The 14,171-nt window shown below is 44.8% G+C and carries 14 protein-coding genes; 7 read left to right on the top strand and 7 right to left on the bottom strand.

Features of this window, described 5'->3' with window-relative positions:
• Positions 1-6 precede the first annotated feature (6 nt).
• The gene (gene ubiA / locus PG901_RS03960; RefSeq protein WP_271133576.1) at positions 7-924 is read left to right on the top strand and encodes a 4-hydroxybenzoate octaprenyltransferase; all 918 of its coding nucleotides are present in this window, start codon (positions 7-9) and stop codon (positions 922-924) included.
• Positions 917-1,594: a DUF4112 domain-containing protein gene (locus PG901_RS03965; protein ID WP_271133577.1), complete on the top strand. Its 678-nt coding sequence runs from the start codon at positions 917-919 to the stop codon at positions 1,592-1,594. Before ubiA ends, PG901_RS03965 begins: the two co-directional genes overlap by 8 nt.
• A 107-nt stretch (positions 1,595-1,701) precedes the next feature.
• On the opposite strand, the gene PG901_RS03970 is transcribed toward PG901_RS03965, so the two are convergent.
• The 5 genes from PG901_RS03970 to ispZ all read right to left on the bottom strand — a co-directional run bounded on the left by PG901_RS03970 (position 1,702) and on the right by ispZ (position 6,275).
• Positions 1,702-2,319 (bottom strand): hypothetical protein, encoded by a 618-nt coding sequence (locus PG901_RS03970; protein WP_271133578.1) that lies wholly within the window; start codon positions 2,317-2,319, stop codon positions 1,702-1,704.
• Between the two features lie 184 nt (positions 2,320-2,503).
• Positions 2,504-4,672, bottom strand: coding sequence for a tRNA (5-methylaminomethyl-2-thiouridine)(34)-methyltransferase MnmD (gene mnmD / locus PG901_RS03975; protein WP_271133579.1), 2,169 nt, complete (start codon positions 4,670-4,672; stop codon positions 2,504-2,506).
• A gap of 26 nt (positions 4,673-4,698) precedes the next feature.
• The gene (locus tag PG901_RS03980) at positions 4,699-5,241 is read right to left on the bottom strand and encodes a hypothetical protein (protein WP_271133580.1); all 543 of its coding nucleotides are present in this window, start codon (positions 5,239-5,241) and stop codon (positions 4,699-4,701) included.
• On the bottom strand, positions 5,238-5,579 hold the full coding sequence (locus tag PG901_RS03985; protein WP_201563257.1) for a YciI family protein: 342 nt from the start codon (positions 5,577-5,579) through the stop codon (positions 5,238-5,240). The genes PG901_RS03980 and PG901_RS03985 overlap by 4 nt, the downstream gene beginning before the upstream one ends.
• A gap of 144 nt (positions 5,580-5,723) precedes the next feature.
• Entirely contained in the window at positions 5,724-6,275 is a 552-nt protein-coding gene (ispZ, locus tag PG901_RS03990) for a septation protein IspZ (protein ID WP_271133581.1), read from the bottom strand.
• Between the two features lie 224 nt (positions 6,276-6,499).
• Between ispZ and PG901_RS03995 the strand changes: the two genes are divergently transcribed.
• Together PG901_RS03995 and PG901_RS04000 are read left to right on the top strand one after the other, a co-directional pair.
• Positions 6,500-7,381 carry a PHP domain-containing protein gene (locus tag PG901_RS03995; RefSeq protein ID WP_271133582.1) on the top strand — a complete coding sequence of 294 codons (882 nt, stop codon included), beginning with the start codon at positions 6,500-6,502 and terminating at the stop codon, positions 7,379-7,381.
• Positions 7,382-7,638: 257 nt separating this feature from the next.
• Positions 7,639-9,216 (top strand): GGDEF domain-containing protein, encoded by a 1,578-nt coding sequence (locus PG901_RS04000; protein ID WP_271133583.1) that lies wholly within the window; start codon positions 7,639-7,641, stop codon positions 9,214-9,216.
• A gap of 94 nt (positions 9,217-9,310) precedes the next feature.
• Here the strand turns inward: PG901_RS04000 and truD are convergent, their stop codons facing one another.
• Complete coding sequence (gene truD / locus PG901_RS04005) at positions 9,311-10,447, bottom strand: tRNA pseudouridine(13) synthase TruD (protein ID WP_442966847.1); 1,137 nt, start codon at positions 10,445-10,447, stop codon at positions 9,311-9,313.
• Between the two features lie 445 nt (positions 10,448-10,892).
• On the opposite strand from truD, the gene PG901_RS04010 reads away from it, so the two are divergent.
• Both PG901_RS04010 and PG901_RS04015 read left to right on the top strand, forming a co-directional pair.
• On the top strand, positions 10,893-12,521 hold the full coding sequence (locus tag PG901_RS04010; protein ID WP_271133585.1) for an FAD-dependent oxidoreductase: 1,629 nt from the start codon (positions 10,893-10,895) through the stop codon (positions 12,519-12,521).
• Between the two features lie 107 nt (positions 12,522-12,628).
• Positions 12,629-13,303, top strand: coding sequence for a GNAT family N-acetyltransferase (locus tag PG901_RS04015; protein ID WP_271133586.1), 675 nt, complete (start codon positions 12,629-12,631; stop codon positions 13,301-13,303).
• A gap of 74 nt (positions 13,304-13,377) precedes the next feature.
• Here PG901_RS04015 and PG901_RS04020 read toward each other — a convergent pair whose 3' ends face one another.
• Positions 13,378-13,590 carry a hypothetical protein gene (locus tag PG901_RS04020; RefSeq protein WP_271133587.1) on the bottom strand — a complete coding sequence of 71 codons (213 nt, stop codon included), beginning with the start codon at positions 13,588-13,590 and terminating at the stop codon, positions 13,378-13,380.
• A 204-nt stretch (positions 13,591-13,794) separates the two neighbouring features.
• On the opposite strand from PG901_RS04020, the gene PG901_RS04025 reads away from it, so the two are divergent.
• On the top strand, positions 13,795-14,163 hold the full coding sequence (locus PG901_RS04025; RefSeq protein WP_201619730.1) for a hypothetical protein: 369 nt from the start codon (positions 13,795-13,797) through the stop codon (positions 14,161-14,163).
• The last annotated feature ends 8 nt before the right edge of the window (positions 14,164-14,171 follow it).

Genomic DNA, 14,171 nt, shown 5'->3' on the forward strand with positions numbered 1-14,171 from the left:
AAAACCATGACATTTAACGATAAATTACAAGCCTACCTTCAACTAACGCGATTTGATAAACCCGTAGGTATAGAGCTATTACTCTGGCCGACGCTTTGGGGTGTGATGTTGGCGGCGATGGGTCAGGCGCAGCAGCAAGGGGCAACGGCAGGTTTGCCGAGTCTAAAGGTATTTGTACTTTTTGCGCTGGGCGCGATTTTTATGCGGGCGGCAGGCTGTGCGATTAATGACTTTGCTGACCGCAAGGTCGATGGTCATGTAAGCCGCACCAAAGGCCGTCCATTAGCCGATGGGCGCTTATCTGCTAAAGAAGCCATTGCTGCCTTCTTAATATTGGTATTACTTAGTGCCAGTTTGTTGTTATTTTTGCCTATTGCCGTATTCTACTGGTCGCTTGGCGCGATTATATTAGCCTTTATTTATCCATTTATGAAGCGCTATACCCATTTGCCGCAAGTCTTTTTAGCCGCAGCATTTGGATGGGCAATACCGATGGCTTATGTCGCGATACAAGGCGCGCCTGATATCTGGTGTTGGCTATTGTTTATCGCTTATATGTGCTGGACAGTGGCTTATGATACCCAATACGCTATGGCTGACCGTGAGGATGATTTAAAAATTGGCGTCAAATCAACGGCGATATTATTTGGTCGCCACGATGTGATTATCATCTCGCTGCTACAAACCGCGTTTTTACTTATTATGGGTGCGGTTATGTGGCATTACTTTGCGCCAACCAGTGTAGGTGTGATACCGGTATTTGGTTTGGCGTTAGTGGCAATGATGTTTGCCAAGCAAAACAGCGCTTGTGCCAGTCGTCAAGCTTTGGCATGTTTTCAGGCGTTTTTGGCCAATATATGGGTAGGACGTTACGTCTTTGCTCTTATCGCAATCGCTTGCCTATGGACGACTTTTAATGGATAACTTTAAGAAGCTCTCAAAGTCAAAAGCGAAAAAGGGTGTTGCTATTAATGCGCCTGTTATTGATTATCAGGCAAAGCTTGCTGAGCATGGATTAACGCGCGAGCAGGTTATCGCGACCGAGCGTAAACTGGCTAAGTTTGCTAATACTATGGATTCGCTCGTACGAGTGCCCTTTACCAAGCAAGGCATGGGTGCTGATGCGGCGCTGTCGACCATTCCGCTAGCAGGTGATTTGGCAGGATTGGCGTTGACCAGCTATGCCTTTATATTAGGTCGGCAGTTGGGCGTCCCTGCGCATAAAATGACGCCAGCGGTTAGGCTGGCGCTAATTGATATGGTGGTTGGTATCGTACCGGGTATAGGCACAGTGCTCGATATTTTCATTCAGCCCAGTCGCAAGACATTGAGCATCGTGCACGAGCATCTACATGATGAATACGGCATTACCGAAACCATGCATATGGATCGACCGTTTTTGCATCAATCATTGGAAGATAAGCAGCAGCAAAGCCCCTTTGCGTTCTTTTGGCGTAACCCTGTCGTTGCTTGGTTATATCTGCACATTCCTGACCTATTGGGATTAATCGTTATTGTGGTTATCGGCTGGGGCTTATGGGCGATGATAAGCTGGCTGGTCGGTCTGTTTGGCAAGACCACTGGCTTTGGCTAAAGGTAAAGCAGAGCAAAAAGGCGGCAAATATTAATGATATTTGCCGCCTTTTTATTGCTGAATTTATTACCTTTAACAGATTCTAAGCCAAGTTTTTATTGATAACATTATTCGGAGATGACTTCTGCTTCTACACTAATGGCCTCAAAGCTCGTTGTTTTATTGTTTTGAATAAGATCAATGCTGCTACCACCGCCATGACTGACCAGCTGAATACTGCCATCGTTTGAGCGATAAGTAGGGTTATTTCCTTGGCCTTCTGGCGCACTCAAGGTCATTTTTGGTTTGTTTGGTAAGGTAACGATAGCGTTAAGCACACCTTTTTCTGAGGTTTCAAAGATGACAAACAACGTCTCACCGCTGGCGCTGCGATAATTAACATCAGTGATTTGCGCGCCTTTGATGGCTTGTTCTGGATTGGGCGCTATCGCGGCATTATTTTCTGAAGTCTCCGCTGCGCCAAGCTCGTTCTCTAATTCAGTCAAGCTCATATCTGCTTCTACATTAACAGCAGACTTGTCAGTATCTTCATCAGCAACTTTAGGCGCATTAATATTAGAGCTTACGGGCGTCGTTTGGGTGGTTGCTTCAGCAGAATTTTCATTGGCGGTTTCAGGTTCTGGCGTCTTTTGGCAAGCACTGAGTAGTGATAGGCTTAAGAACGCAATAGAAAGCGCTTTAAGTGATGATTTTGATGTTACCAAGGTAAAAATATCGGTTTTCATAATAGACAGCTATCCATTTATAATGGTTATTTAAGTGTTTTAAGCTTTAAGGCTAGTCTAGCATTATTTTTCAAGTCAGCTTCTATACTGTTATAAATACATGCCTTGGCCTTGAGAGCATTTGTATAAAATAGCATCTGTATAAATAGTGATAAAGGTTAGCGTAACGTTAAATTATTACCTTTTATGCTTTATGCAATCGCGCCCGATTGGGTGATAATCGCGCTAAGGTAACGGCAGATAAAGGCGTAAAGCAGCCTAACATCATATCTGCTAATGCTTCGGCGCATATCGGTGCTAAGGCATAACCTTTTGCCCCCATCGCGGAGAGCGTCCAAATGCGGCGGCTTTGCGCAAGTCGTCCGACTAAGGGATGATAGTCAATCGTTTGCGTGCGTACACCGGCGCGCGCTTGCCATGCGCTGGTATCGTCTGGCAAGACATTGCTTAATTCAGGAATATCCTCAAGCAATTTGTCATAATTCTGCTGATTTTCTTCACCACGGATGTCAATGCTGGCGTCAGCATCCATAAAGCTGGCACCAAGTAAAAACTGCGGCTGATGGTCGCTAATATTATTCACTTCGGCATCACCGATTTGCCCGATAAAGGGCGCGCAATAACCACTGTATTTGAGCGGTAATTTAGGCAGATCAGCGAGTTGATCAGCAGTGGGCGTAAACCAAGATAATTGCCCGCGGATGGTACGGCATTCAACGATACGTTTATCTAGTTGATGGCTCTCATACGCGGCGCAAATCACCACATTGTCAGCGCAGATAGTAATAGAGCTTTGATTATTATCACTGCCACTTTCTTTATCACCAGTCACCGTAACTTTATCTGCAGTCTCTTTGATATTGGTAACGCTAAGCTGCTGATAATTGATATTTGGGTGTTTAAGAATGACGGTTTTTAGCGCTTGTGGATTGACCAAACCAGATTGTGGTAAATATAAATTTTCCGCTAAGTCTTTAGTTTTTAAGCCGCTTAACCGCAGTGCTTCTGCAGTCGTAATCGTAGTTGCCATCTCATTGGGATAATCGGCAATTTGCGCCGTGCCGATATTGGTTTTTATCAGCAAATCTAACGTACCTGTTTGCTCAAGTATGAGCGGCGTTTGTTGCAGAGCTGCTTGCTGATTAAAATAACGATACAGCCTGCCGCTATAGAGGTAGCCGATAGAGTGCAGGTGCTCATAAACATGATGAATGGGTGTCATGTTCGGCGCGAGGAGGGCGCGCGGATTGCCAGAAGCCCCAGCAAGTGGCGCGACTTTATCTATTATGGTCACTGTCATACTGCGATTGGCCAGCGTCCAAGCGGTGAGTAGTCCCGCAACACCCGCGCCAATCACCACTGTATGGCTGAGAGGGTTTGGCAAAACGGAGAGATTGTTATCGTCATTTAGTGCTAAAGAATGAGCGTTGTCAGCCATAACTGCCGTCAGCATTTCACGCTTGCGCCCAAAACCTTTCACCTTATTAATCTCGAAGCCATGAGTTTGTAACCCACGCTTGACGATACCAGCACAGCTATAAGTGGCGGCGGTCGTGCTAGGACGAGATAAGCGCTGCATCTGGGTAAATATCGACTCTGCCCATAAGGTCTCATTACAAGAGGGCGCGAAACCATCTAGAAACCAAGCATCAACGTAAGGGCGCTTAATAGCCGAATCATTATCTAAAATATCTGAGGTATCGAAAATATCTGAGGTATCTAACGCACCTAAGCTTGCCAAACTATCGCCCGCATCGCCTAACCAAATATCAAGCGTGATATTATCGTCAATAAAATTTAGTCGATGACAGCCCGCAATAAGCGGCGGGTAGTTGGCTAAAAGTTGCTCAATCAATTTAGCAAGTTCGGGGGCGCGCTGTGCCCATAAAGCGAGTATCTGCGTTAAGTCGTTAAGCGGAATGGGATATTTTTCAGTGGTGATAAAGTGTAAGCGTGCGCTTGTTAAATGCGGCTTTTTAGCACGAAGCTCACGCCAAAGCTGCCATGTCGCTAAAAAATTCAAGCCCGTACCAAGGCCCAATTCAGCAACAGTGAAGCATTGCTTGTCGGTAAGGTTTGTTAGGCGCTCGGGTAATTGATTATGGGCTAAAAATACATGGCGCGATTCTGCCAAGCCATCAGCATGCGAGAAATACACATCGCCAAACTCCCCTGATACTGGCACTTGATTGCCAGCATCATCGGTTTGCCATCCAATCTTAGCAGGGACAATCACGTTTGGCGGTGCGGGTTTTTTAGGGGGTTTGGTGGCTTTATAAGGTTTATGCGCGGCGGAAGAGGTAGGCTTAGATATAGCAGATTTAGACTGAGGTTTAGACACAAATTTGGACATAAAGCATCACATTTATAAAGGATTTGCTACCAACGCTCGCGGCGAACAAACACCAACCACGAAATAAAAATCCCAACCAACAAGCTAATCAACACCGTAAATGCACCATATAAAAACAATTGACCTTTGCTTTCATAAACCAAAACGTTCACTTGCGTTTGTAAGTCGTTGACTTGACGCTGAAGCTGGGCATTACGGCTAAGCAATTCTTGATTGGCCGCAGAGAGCGCTTTATTAGACGGTTGTAGCTGCGCGGCTAAGGTATCGTTAATATTGGTCGCAGGCTGAGCACTCGCAGTTGGGTTCGCTGCTATAGTAGACACCGTATTTGAGGCAGTATTTGGTAGCGCTAGTTGACTAACAGCGTTAGGCGCTAGCGTAGCCGTTCCTGCCGCAGGGTCAGCATTGGTCACAGTTGGCGCTGCTTGTACTGATAAACTGGCAAGCAACAATAGGCTAGCAATGCTAACGTTAGCGACGCGGCCAAAAACGCGCGCAATATCATGATGAGCGACATGATGAGCGACATGATTAGAAACAGAACTATTTAATAATAACTGCTCAATCACGATGCTGCTACCTTATTGGCTGGTTTATCTGCTGCGCTGTCAGTAGGTGCAGGCAAGGTCTGAACAAACGGCTTGATATCTACATGGCTATAGACGCCATCGCGCAAATAAGGCTCAGCGCTCGCCCATGCTTGCGCGGCATCGAGGGAGTCAAAGTCAGCAATAATCAGGCTGCCTGACATCTCGCTTTTACCGTGTTCAATGGGCGTTGGACCCGCGATAATGAGTCGCTGCTCGCTTTGTAATACTTGCAGGCGGGCAACGTGTTCGGCGCGCGTCACCTGACGTTGTGCGCTGCTACCAGCAACATCGTGACCGATAATGGCAAATAAGGACATGGGACTTCCTCAAGTAAATAGTATGAATAAAGCGCTAATGACCAGAATAAAAAATAATGATGATATGTCTCATTATACTTTTAAATCATATATTATGATTAAACCAGCTTACGATTAAACTAGGTCTTATAATTAAATCAGCTTTTATTTAGTGGTTTTGTCGCTTAACGCTGGATTGAGATGGTTTTTCAACAACGCAAATTGGGCAACCACGAATACCAACATAATCGGAATCCAGCCGTAGGTTTTGAAGTTAATCCAAGCCTCATCAGACATAGTGAATGCCGTGATATAATGCAGAACGCCCATAAAGGCAAAAAACAATGCCCAAGCGACGGTCAGTTTTTTCCAGCCACTCAGCGTGAGTGAAAACACCTCTTTCATGGCCAGTTGCATCAGTGGTTTATTAATCGCCGCACTGACCAATAGCGTTAAGGCAAAGATACCGTTGATAATAGGCGATTTCCAACGCAAATAGATGTCGTCACGCAATAGCAGCGTACCACCGCAAAAAACGATGGTTAATAATAAAACGACCCACTGCTGTTTATCAAATTTGCCTTTTTGCCGCACAAAATGGATGGCATAAATAATAATAGTGGCAACGAGCAAGGCGCCTGCCGCCGCTAAAATGCCACTGTAACGCGCGGCAATAAAAAAAGCGATCAACGGAATGAAGTCTAATAAGGCTTTCATAGCAAATAGGATGTCCAACAAAAAACGTATGGGGTAGTTTACACGTCTACTGCCGCAAAAAAAAGCAATCAACCTGATAATCGTCCGATATGCCCTCGATATGTTATTGATATGCTGTTGTTATGCCATGCCTTCGCCGTTTTTAGCTCGTTTTACTGATAATATAGTTAGTATCGCCAGTATATTTAAATGAACAACACATTCAAAACCTTAAGGCCAGCTTTATGAAAATCGACTTACATTGCCACAGTACTTTCTCTGATGGCACCTATGCGCCGACCGAGGTGGTACAGCGTGCTCATAACGCTGGTATTAATGTACTGGCGCTGACTGATCATGATACCTTAATGGGTATCGATGAGGCACGCGCGGCGGCTGAGGCCTGCGATATACAGTTAATCAATGGGGTTGAGATTAGCTGCGAGCACACGCTAAGCGGCGGCTACGGCAAGAATAAATCCACCAATAAAATCATCCATGTCCTTGGACTTGATTTTTCCGATCGTGAAAAAATGCACGCCACCTTGCAACAATTGCAAGACAGCCGTGCCACGCGCGGTCAACGTATTACTGAAAAACTCAGTGAGTTATTAGATATTAATTACGACGAGTTATGGCAAGCGGTGCTCGATAAAGCAGGTGGCAATCCACAAGCGGTAGGGCGTGCGCATATTGGGCAAGTGTTGTTTGAGCGCGGCGCCGTAAAAACCGTACAAAAAGCCTTTGATAAATACTTGGCGGACAATAAGCCGGCTTATGTGGCGATTGAGGCATTAACAATGCAGCATGGTATCGAGCTGATTCATGCTTGCGGCGGCAAGGCGGTATTGGCGCACCCAACGCGCTACCAGCTTTCGGCCACCCGCGTACGTAAATTGATCGAAGAGTTTGCAAGGCTTGGCGGTGATGCTTGTGAATTACCAGCGAATAGCGAACCAGTTAGTACCCGTAGAATGGTCGATCGCAGTATTGCTGAACACCAGCTAGCCGCCTCTATCGGCAGCGACTTTCATGGCAGTAATATGCCGTGGCGACGTTTGGGTGACGTGCCGAACCTTCACCCTGAACAGCAGGGTATTTGGCAGTCGTTTGCGACATTGGCTTAGTTAAAATGATAAGTCGATACTGTGACTCGGCATTGTAAATTTACAATGTCATTAAACATCATTATTAAAAATCATTACTAAAAAACATAGGCCAAAATGAGGTGTCAGATACTGACGCATAAATCACTTAAACAGATTGATAATTAAAAGAAAAATTGCCACACTAAATGCGTCAGTTTAGATCTAACATAAATCATCCTTTTTACTTTCTTATTTGGTTTTAGCTCAATAACTTTCATTATCTGCGGTAGCCCATTATGGCTGTATCGATATCTCATCTAGGCTACAGAAAACTCTCGCGAGTGATTTTTGAGTGGCAAGCTGCTGATAGGGCATCGCTGCTGGCATTGTTTATTTTGCTGGAAGTGTCATCGCATTGGCTATGGTGTTTATTTGTCTGGTGGCGCCAAGATATCTATGGCTCCTACGTAAATATGGATGTGCTGTATTCCTTGTGGATATGGCTCACCTTGATGGTCCTGTTTTTTTCTTGGATGGTTAGCCGCTTATCGCCGATTAGAAAAGACACGGATTCGTTATATAAATGGCAAGCGATAATCGTCACGCTTTATAGCCTTTATATTGCCGTGGTCATTTTAGTCATGGGTCACAGTAGTTTGGTCGCGGGAGTATCACTCGTTGGCGGCGCGATGTTAGGTATGATGCTTATACGTCGCCGCTATGTCTGGAAAGCCTTTTTGGGTCATATCGTCCTGATTTTCCTGGTCACTTTGGTTCCCTATTTTGGCTTGACGATACCCAATCTACGTCAAATGACGATGAGCTCTTTTCCTTTAGATGGCTATAGCTATCTTACTTATAGCGAGATGACATCAATTGAAAATGCCATTTCTGCGTCGATTTTTAAAAATGGGATACTGAGTTGGGATACCTTTAATCAACTGCGTTTGTCTTCAGCATTTTTTTGGCGCACCACCCATATTTATATGGCGCTGCCAAAGGCAATTTTTATCATTTATATGTTTCGCACGCTGCTATTGATATTGGATAACAGTAAAGCTGAGATTATGCAGTATGCCAATCAAGATGAATTGACCCAGTTAAAAAGCCGCCGTTATGGTTTGACGCAGATGCAGCAAGCGCTGCTCGCAATGGGAGATAAGCAAGATTTTAGCGTGATTTTATTGGATTTAGATTGGTTTAAAAATATCAATGACAACTATGGTCATGACGTCGGCGACCAAGTACTGTCTGAGGTTGCTCAGACGCTACTAAAATCTCTATCAGAAGAGAGCATTGTCAGTCGCTATGGCGGCGAAGAGTTTTTGATTGTGCTACCCGATACCCAGCATGATAGTGCCATGACCATTGCGAAGCAGCTGCGCCAAGATATTGCGCAACATGTCATCAAGAGCGATGATGGCACGGATTTTAATATCACCGCCAGTATAGGGGTTTATACCCTGACCCATGAGGAGCGCGCCCGTATTCAGAGTGAATATAGGGCTTTGGCATTAGAAGAAAGTGCGCAGCCGCTTGCGGAGATGCAGAAATCTCGTAGGCAAGAGGCCGATATTAATAAAGCCCGTACCGACAAAACCAGCATCAATAAAGCTAGCACCAACAAAGCCAGTACGCAAAAAGAAAGCTCGCAAAAAACCCGCGCCCAAAAAAGAATCTCTCATAGAAGAAAACGTGCTGCCACAGAAATATTAAAGGCGCAGCTGCCGAGCGATATTTGTCAGCGCTTAATCTGTATCGCTGATAAAGCCTTATATGAGGCAAAAGATCGTGGCCGCAATCAAGTGGTCAGTGCCAATTATATGCTAGCAGCAGAAAAAGACAAGATTGCCGTCCTTTATGCCATTAGCTAATAACTTTGAGCAACTTTCGCTACTAGCTAATCATCTGCAATTTAATTGCTTACATACATCACATAAGCAATTAGAGATCCGTTAATTCTGATTTTTAAATCGTTATTGATGCTGTGTTTAGATTGTGAACCAAGCTTGCAAGCACACTGGTCGCAAAGCTACCCGTCGTTAAGGTAAAGCTCAGCACCAATATAGACTCATTATCTATGTCCTGCCATTCCCAACTTAATCCTTCAATCGGTAATCTTAGCGCGCGTCGTTGTGCTTTGATATCGCGCTTCTCTAGGCCTGTAGCTAGCTGATGTAATAATGGGTCGTTTTGCACAATCTCATTTTCGATAGCGGCTGCTACGCCACTGACTTTATCATTACCCACGCCCCATAACACGGCAGTTGGATGAATATCGCCGCTGGCAAGTCGCGCTTGTAAAGTCTCATCAATTGCTTCGCTGGCAAATATCGAGCCTGACCCGTCCAAATTAAACACTTCGCCTGCAAGCCCTGTATTCCAACTACCATCGCGTACTCGCGCTGCCAATATTTCATTAAATATCAAGCTACGCGCAGCAGACAGCTCCATGCTGTTTTGCTCGCGCGGCGCTTGTTTGCGCTTGCTCTTTTTGGGCTGCGGACGACTTTCAGGCGCTGGACGGGCAAATAATGCCAATGCTTCTCTGACATTATTGCCATTACGGCCAAAGCGCTGCGGGCCAAAATAATTGGGCACGCCCGTTGTGCTGATATTGGCTAAATGCTGCTCGACAGCACTTTTGTCACTTTGTTTAGCCGATAAATCCTGCTCGGACGCTGTAACTTCTAAGTCCGCAAACTGGATATCGCGCAAGGTAATGATAAATTGATTGGCCTTATGGGTACCGCGATTGAGCTTTTTATTATGCCAATGCTGCGCAAGGATAGTGACTGATTCGTCGGCTCCGATATCCACTGGGGCAAATTCAGATTCTGGCAATTGCTTTTTTGGTATGCGCAGGCTAAACCATTGTGTCGTTAGCGCATGACGGTCTTTAAGCCCTGAGTAACCAACATCGCGCAGTGGAATCTCTGCCCATTCTGATAGCAGTTTAGCCAGATAAGCGGTATTCATGCCCAGCTTTTCGATATGCAGCCATAAATGCTCACCTTCGCCCGTAAAGTCGAGCGGCAATATCTCATTAACCACAAAATCTGTGGCATGGGCTTTATAGGTCGCTTGTGCTAAAGGCGGCTGCATTGGCTGCGGTAATTTAGCCGTGTCAGTAGCGGCGCTAATATCGAAGCTTGCGATATCAAATGTCTTATCATCAAGCGTTTCGTTATTAAGTGAGTCGTTATTTAAATCGTCTTGAGAATTTGCGCTCAGGTTTGCATTGTCGTCTTGAGAAGTCATAAAGGCATCTTTTTTTGATTATAGGTTTTAACGTAAAGTGGCTGGATTATATATTAAAGGTTTAAAAGGCATTAAAGATTTAAAAGTCAAAATTACGTTTTGCAACGCAGGCAGCATACAAATAAACAGCGCCTGTCAAATGGGCTTGCTACTATCAAGGTATCTGGTTTTTTAAATCGCGTATTTTTATTGATATTGATTGATTTAATCAGCTGACATCAATACGTTTTCAGCAGGAATTTTTCAGCATGAACCAATAACGATTAATATTAAATGTTAAGGATAACTTATGAGCAATGCAACGATTCATACCGTCACTATTAGCAAAGCCGACATTCCAAATGGCGGCATGAAATCCTATAAACAGGATGACGATAGTATCATTTTAATCACGCGTGATGAGGACGAATTTAGCGCCTTTGATGGTAAATGTCCGCATGCTGGCGCAGATTTGGGCGCAGGCTTACGCTGTGGCAATCGCGTTATTTGCCCGTGGCATCATGGCAGCTTTGATAGTCGCGATGGCACGTTATTAGAGCCGGTCGCCATGCGCGGCTTGACCCAGTATGAGCTGACCGATGAGGGCGATAGCTTAATCGTCAATACCGCTGCGAAGATAGATAAGCGTGTGGCCAATGACAAAATGACGGATACCCATACCATTATTATTGGCGGCGGTGGCGCGGGTTTTATGACGGCCAATCAGCTGCGCCATACCGGTTATGGCGGCATGATTACCTTAATTAGCCAGGACGATAAAGCCCCTTATAATCGTCCTTTATTATCCAAAATGTTTTTGGCGGGGAAAATGGATGAGAAATATTTAATGCTTGGTGGTGCTAACTGGGCACGTAACAATGATATCGATTTGCGCTTAAACCAAACGGTGAGCGAGGTATTACCCAATGAGCGCACCATCGTCATCACAGATGCAGATGGTAAAAGCGAGCAACAAACGGCGGACTTCTTAGTAGTAGCGACAGGCGCTGAGCCAAAAATACCACCTTTTAAAGGTGCTGAGCTTGATGGCGTTTATACGCTACGCAGTATGGATGATGCCAAAGAAATTAAAAGTGCCAGTGATAATAAGCATGTCGTTATCGTCGGCACCGGCTTTATCGGTATGGAAGTGGCGTCGGCGTTAATGGAGGCAGGGAAGGCGGCCTCCATCACTGTCGTTGGACGTAGTCGCCGTGTGATGGCGAATATCGTTTCTGAAGCCGTTAGTAATGCTTTAATCAAACTGCATGAGGATAAAGGCGTTAACTTTGCCTTTGGTGCGGGCGTTAATGAAATCAATGCTGGCGAAAACAGTACTGACAATAAAAGCGCTAAAGTTAGTAGCGTAACCCTATCAGATGGCAGTACGCTTGCCGCCGATATGGTGATTTTAGGAACGGGTGTCGCACCGCGTATTGAGCTATTAAATGAGGTAAACGCGCCAGATGGTGTGCAAGTTGATGAGCATTTGCAACTGCGTGACGGCGTCTATGCACTCGGTGATATCGCCAAAGCCACCAATCAAATGGGGCGCATGCGTATCGAGCATTGGCGCGTGGCTCTGCAACATGGTTTAGTCACAGCAGCTGCTATCTTAAATGAAGATAATGTGGATTCGTTAGCGGAGCGTATTCCTTTCTTTTGGACAGGGCAGTATGGCAAAAGCTTACGCTATAGCGGACATGCGGCCACGCCTGATAATGGCATTTTATTTGGCTCGCCTGATAACCTTGATTATATCGAATATTATTTTGACGATGATGGGGAGGACACGCGCGCCAGTGCCGCAAGTTCGCTCGGACGTGATAAAGAGCTGATTGCCTTCTCTGAGCTACTCCGCCGTGGTCATGCGCCAACGCGCGCCCAAATAAAGGCAGGATTTGATATTATCGAGCAGGCACAGGCGTTATCGCGCTAGCATTTAATGGGTCATAAGGTTTACTATAAAGGCTGGCTTGGTTATTCAGGTCAGCCTTTTATACGATAGCTTTTATAATAAATAAACGGAAAAGGAAAACCGATGTTATGAGTACAGATCACATTAATAAAGAAACACTGAATAAAGAAGCCTTTAATAAAAAACCATTAAATAAAAAAACCGTATTTTTACGTCAAGCTGAGACAAGCGATATTGATGCACTTGAACAATTGCTAAATCGCTGTTATCGGCAAGCAGAAGGTTGGACCAATGAGGCAGATTTAATCGGCGGTATTCGCACCACCAAAGACGAGCTGTTAGGCGTCATCGCTGACCCCAAACATTACGTTTTTATTTATCCAAAAACCACGACAGGTGAACGTGATGGTAAAGAAACAGGTGAGTTATTAGGCTGTATCGCGGTCGATATAAAGGACGAGGCTGAGATAAGTAAGAGCGCTGGCAATAAAAAAGCCTATATCGGTATGTTTGCTGTACTGCCTGAGCTACAAGGACATGGCGTCGGTCATCAAGTATTACAGGCAGCTGAGACGTTTGCGCAGCGGCACTTACAATCAAGTACGCCAACGCCTGATAAACATCCTGCGCGTCTGACCATGTCTATTTTAAGTCATCGTCCTGAGCTTTTGGCTTATTATCAGCGCCGTGGTTATCAATTAAATGGCAATAGTATGCCGTTTCCCGTCGATGGCAATAATGGCGAACCCAAACGTCAAGACTTGCAATTACTAGAATTAGAAAAGCTCGTGAGTCAATCATAAGCCAATTAGGCTTATTAACCTCAATTCAGCTAACCTCATTTCAACTGAATCCAAAGTAATTAACCCCACAGCAATCAACCCCAAAAACGTCCAAAGGTCATAAATAGCCCGACACTCAATAGTAGAAATGCCACGATAATTAAGCGCTTAAACCAGTTAAAAGCGGGCAAGCGCGTGGCATTATCATCAGACATCAAGTAAGCAAACAAGCAAATCAAGCTTGCAACCAAGCTCATAATGCCCAGACCAATCGGTAATATAGAAACATACATCTGCCACACAAGCATCTCGCAACGGTCATTATTAAGCGCATCATAGCAGCATCGCGATTGTACTGTCAGCATTAAGCATTAGCTGCACTTTAATATTTTCATCTTATTTCCCTACGAAATTTATTTATAATAAGGTTAAGTAGGCTTTCTAAAATTAAGTTGGGTTTCAAAACATAATTCTATATAGTGAAGTAACATTACAGATACATTGGGACTGGTATGAATAATTTTAAAAAATTGGCTCTAATCGCTTTATTGACGCCTCTGTTTGCGGCGTGTTCAAACGCGCCTCCTGAAAGCACGGTCGAAGAGTTAATCGAAGCGCAGTATGCGCAAGCCAATAGCATGATAGATGATGCAATGGCGAATGCAGGCAATGATGAGATGGCAAAAGCCATGAGCGGTATGATGGAAGGCATGATGCCAAAACTTGAGCGCGTCGAGAATATCAACTGTGACAGCGTCGAGGGTGACAATACCTATATGTGTACCGCTGATATTACCCAAACGATTGCAGGGAATAGCCGTACCAATAAGACCAGTTTTAAAGTTTATCAAGTCAATGATGAATGGGTGTTGGGTAATTAGAAGGTTTG

It is taken from the genome of Psychrobacter sp. ANT_H3 (assembly GCF_027919975.1).
Taxonomy (GTDB): domain Bacteria; phylum Pseudomonadota; class Gammaproteobacteria; order Pseudomonadales; family Moraxellaceae; genus Psychrobacter; species Psychrobacter maritimus.

Bases quoted from the DNA above. Each gene is read 5' to 3' on its own strand.
- ubiA (WP_271133576.1), top strand. From the start codon at position 7: ATGACATTTAACGATAAATTACAAGCCTACCTTCAACTAACGCGATTT.
- PG901_RS03965 (WP_271133577.1), top strand. From the start codon at position 917: ATGGATAACTTTAAGAAGCTCTCAAAGTCAAAAGCGAAAAAGGGTGTT.
- PG901_RS03970 (WP_271133578.1), bottom strand. From the start codon at position 2,319: ATGAAAACCGATATTTTTACCTTGGTAACATCAAAATCATCACTTAAA.
- mnmD (WP_271133579.1), bottom strand. From the start codon at position 4,672: ATGTCCAAATTTGTGTCTAAACCTCAGTCTAAATCTGCTATATCTAAG.
- PG901_RS03985 (WP_201563257.1), bottom strand. From the start codon at position 5,579: ATGTCCTTATTTGCCATTATCGGTCACGATGTTGCTGGTAGCAGCGCA.
- ispZ (WP_271133581.1), bottom strand. From the start codon at position 6,275: ATGAAAGCCTTATTAGACTTCATTCCGTTGATCGCTTTTTTTATTGCC.
- PG901_RS03995 (WP_271133582.1), top strand. From the start codon at position 6,500: ATGAAAATCGACTTACATTGCCACAGTACTTTCTCTGATGGCACCTAT.
- PG901_RS04000 (WP_271133583.1), top strand. From the start codon at position 7,639: ATGGCTGTATCGATATCTCATCTAGGCTACAGAAAACTCTCGCGAGTG.
- truD (WP_442966847.1), bottom strand. From the start codon at position 10,447: ATGCAGCCGCCTTTAGCACAAGCGACCTATAAAGCCCATGCCACAGAT.
- PG901_RS04010 (WP_271133585.1), top strand. From the start codon at position 10,893: ATGAGCAATGCAACGATTCATACCGTCACTATTAGCAAAGCCGACATT.
- PG901_RS04015 (WP_271133586.1), top strand. From the start codon at position 12,629: ATGAGTACAGATCACATTAATAAAGAAACACTGAATAAAGAAGCCTTT.
- PG901_RS04020 (WP_271133587.1), bottom strand. From the start codon at position 13,590: ATGCTTGTGTGGCAGATGTATGTTTCTATATTACCGATTGGTCTGGGC.
- PG901_RS04025 (WP_201619730.1), top strand. From the start codon at position 13,795: ATGAATAATTTTAAAAAATTGGCTCTAATCGCTTTATTGACGCCTCTG.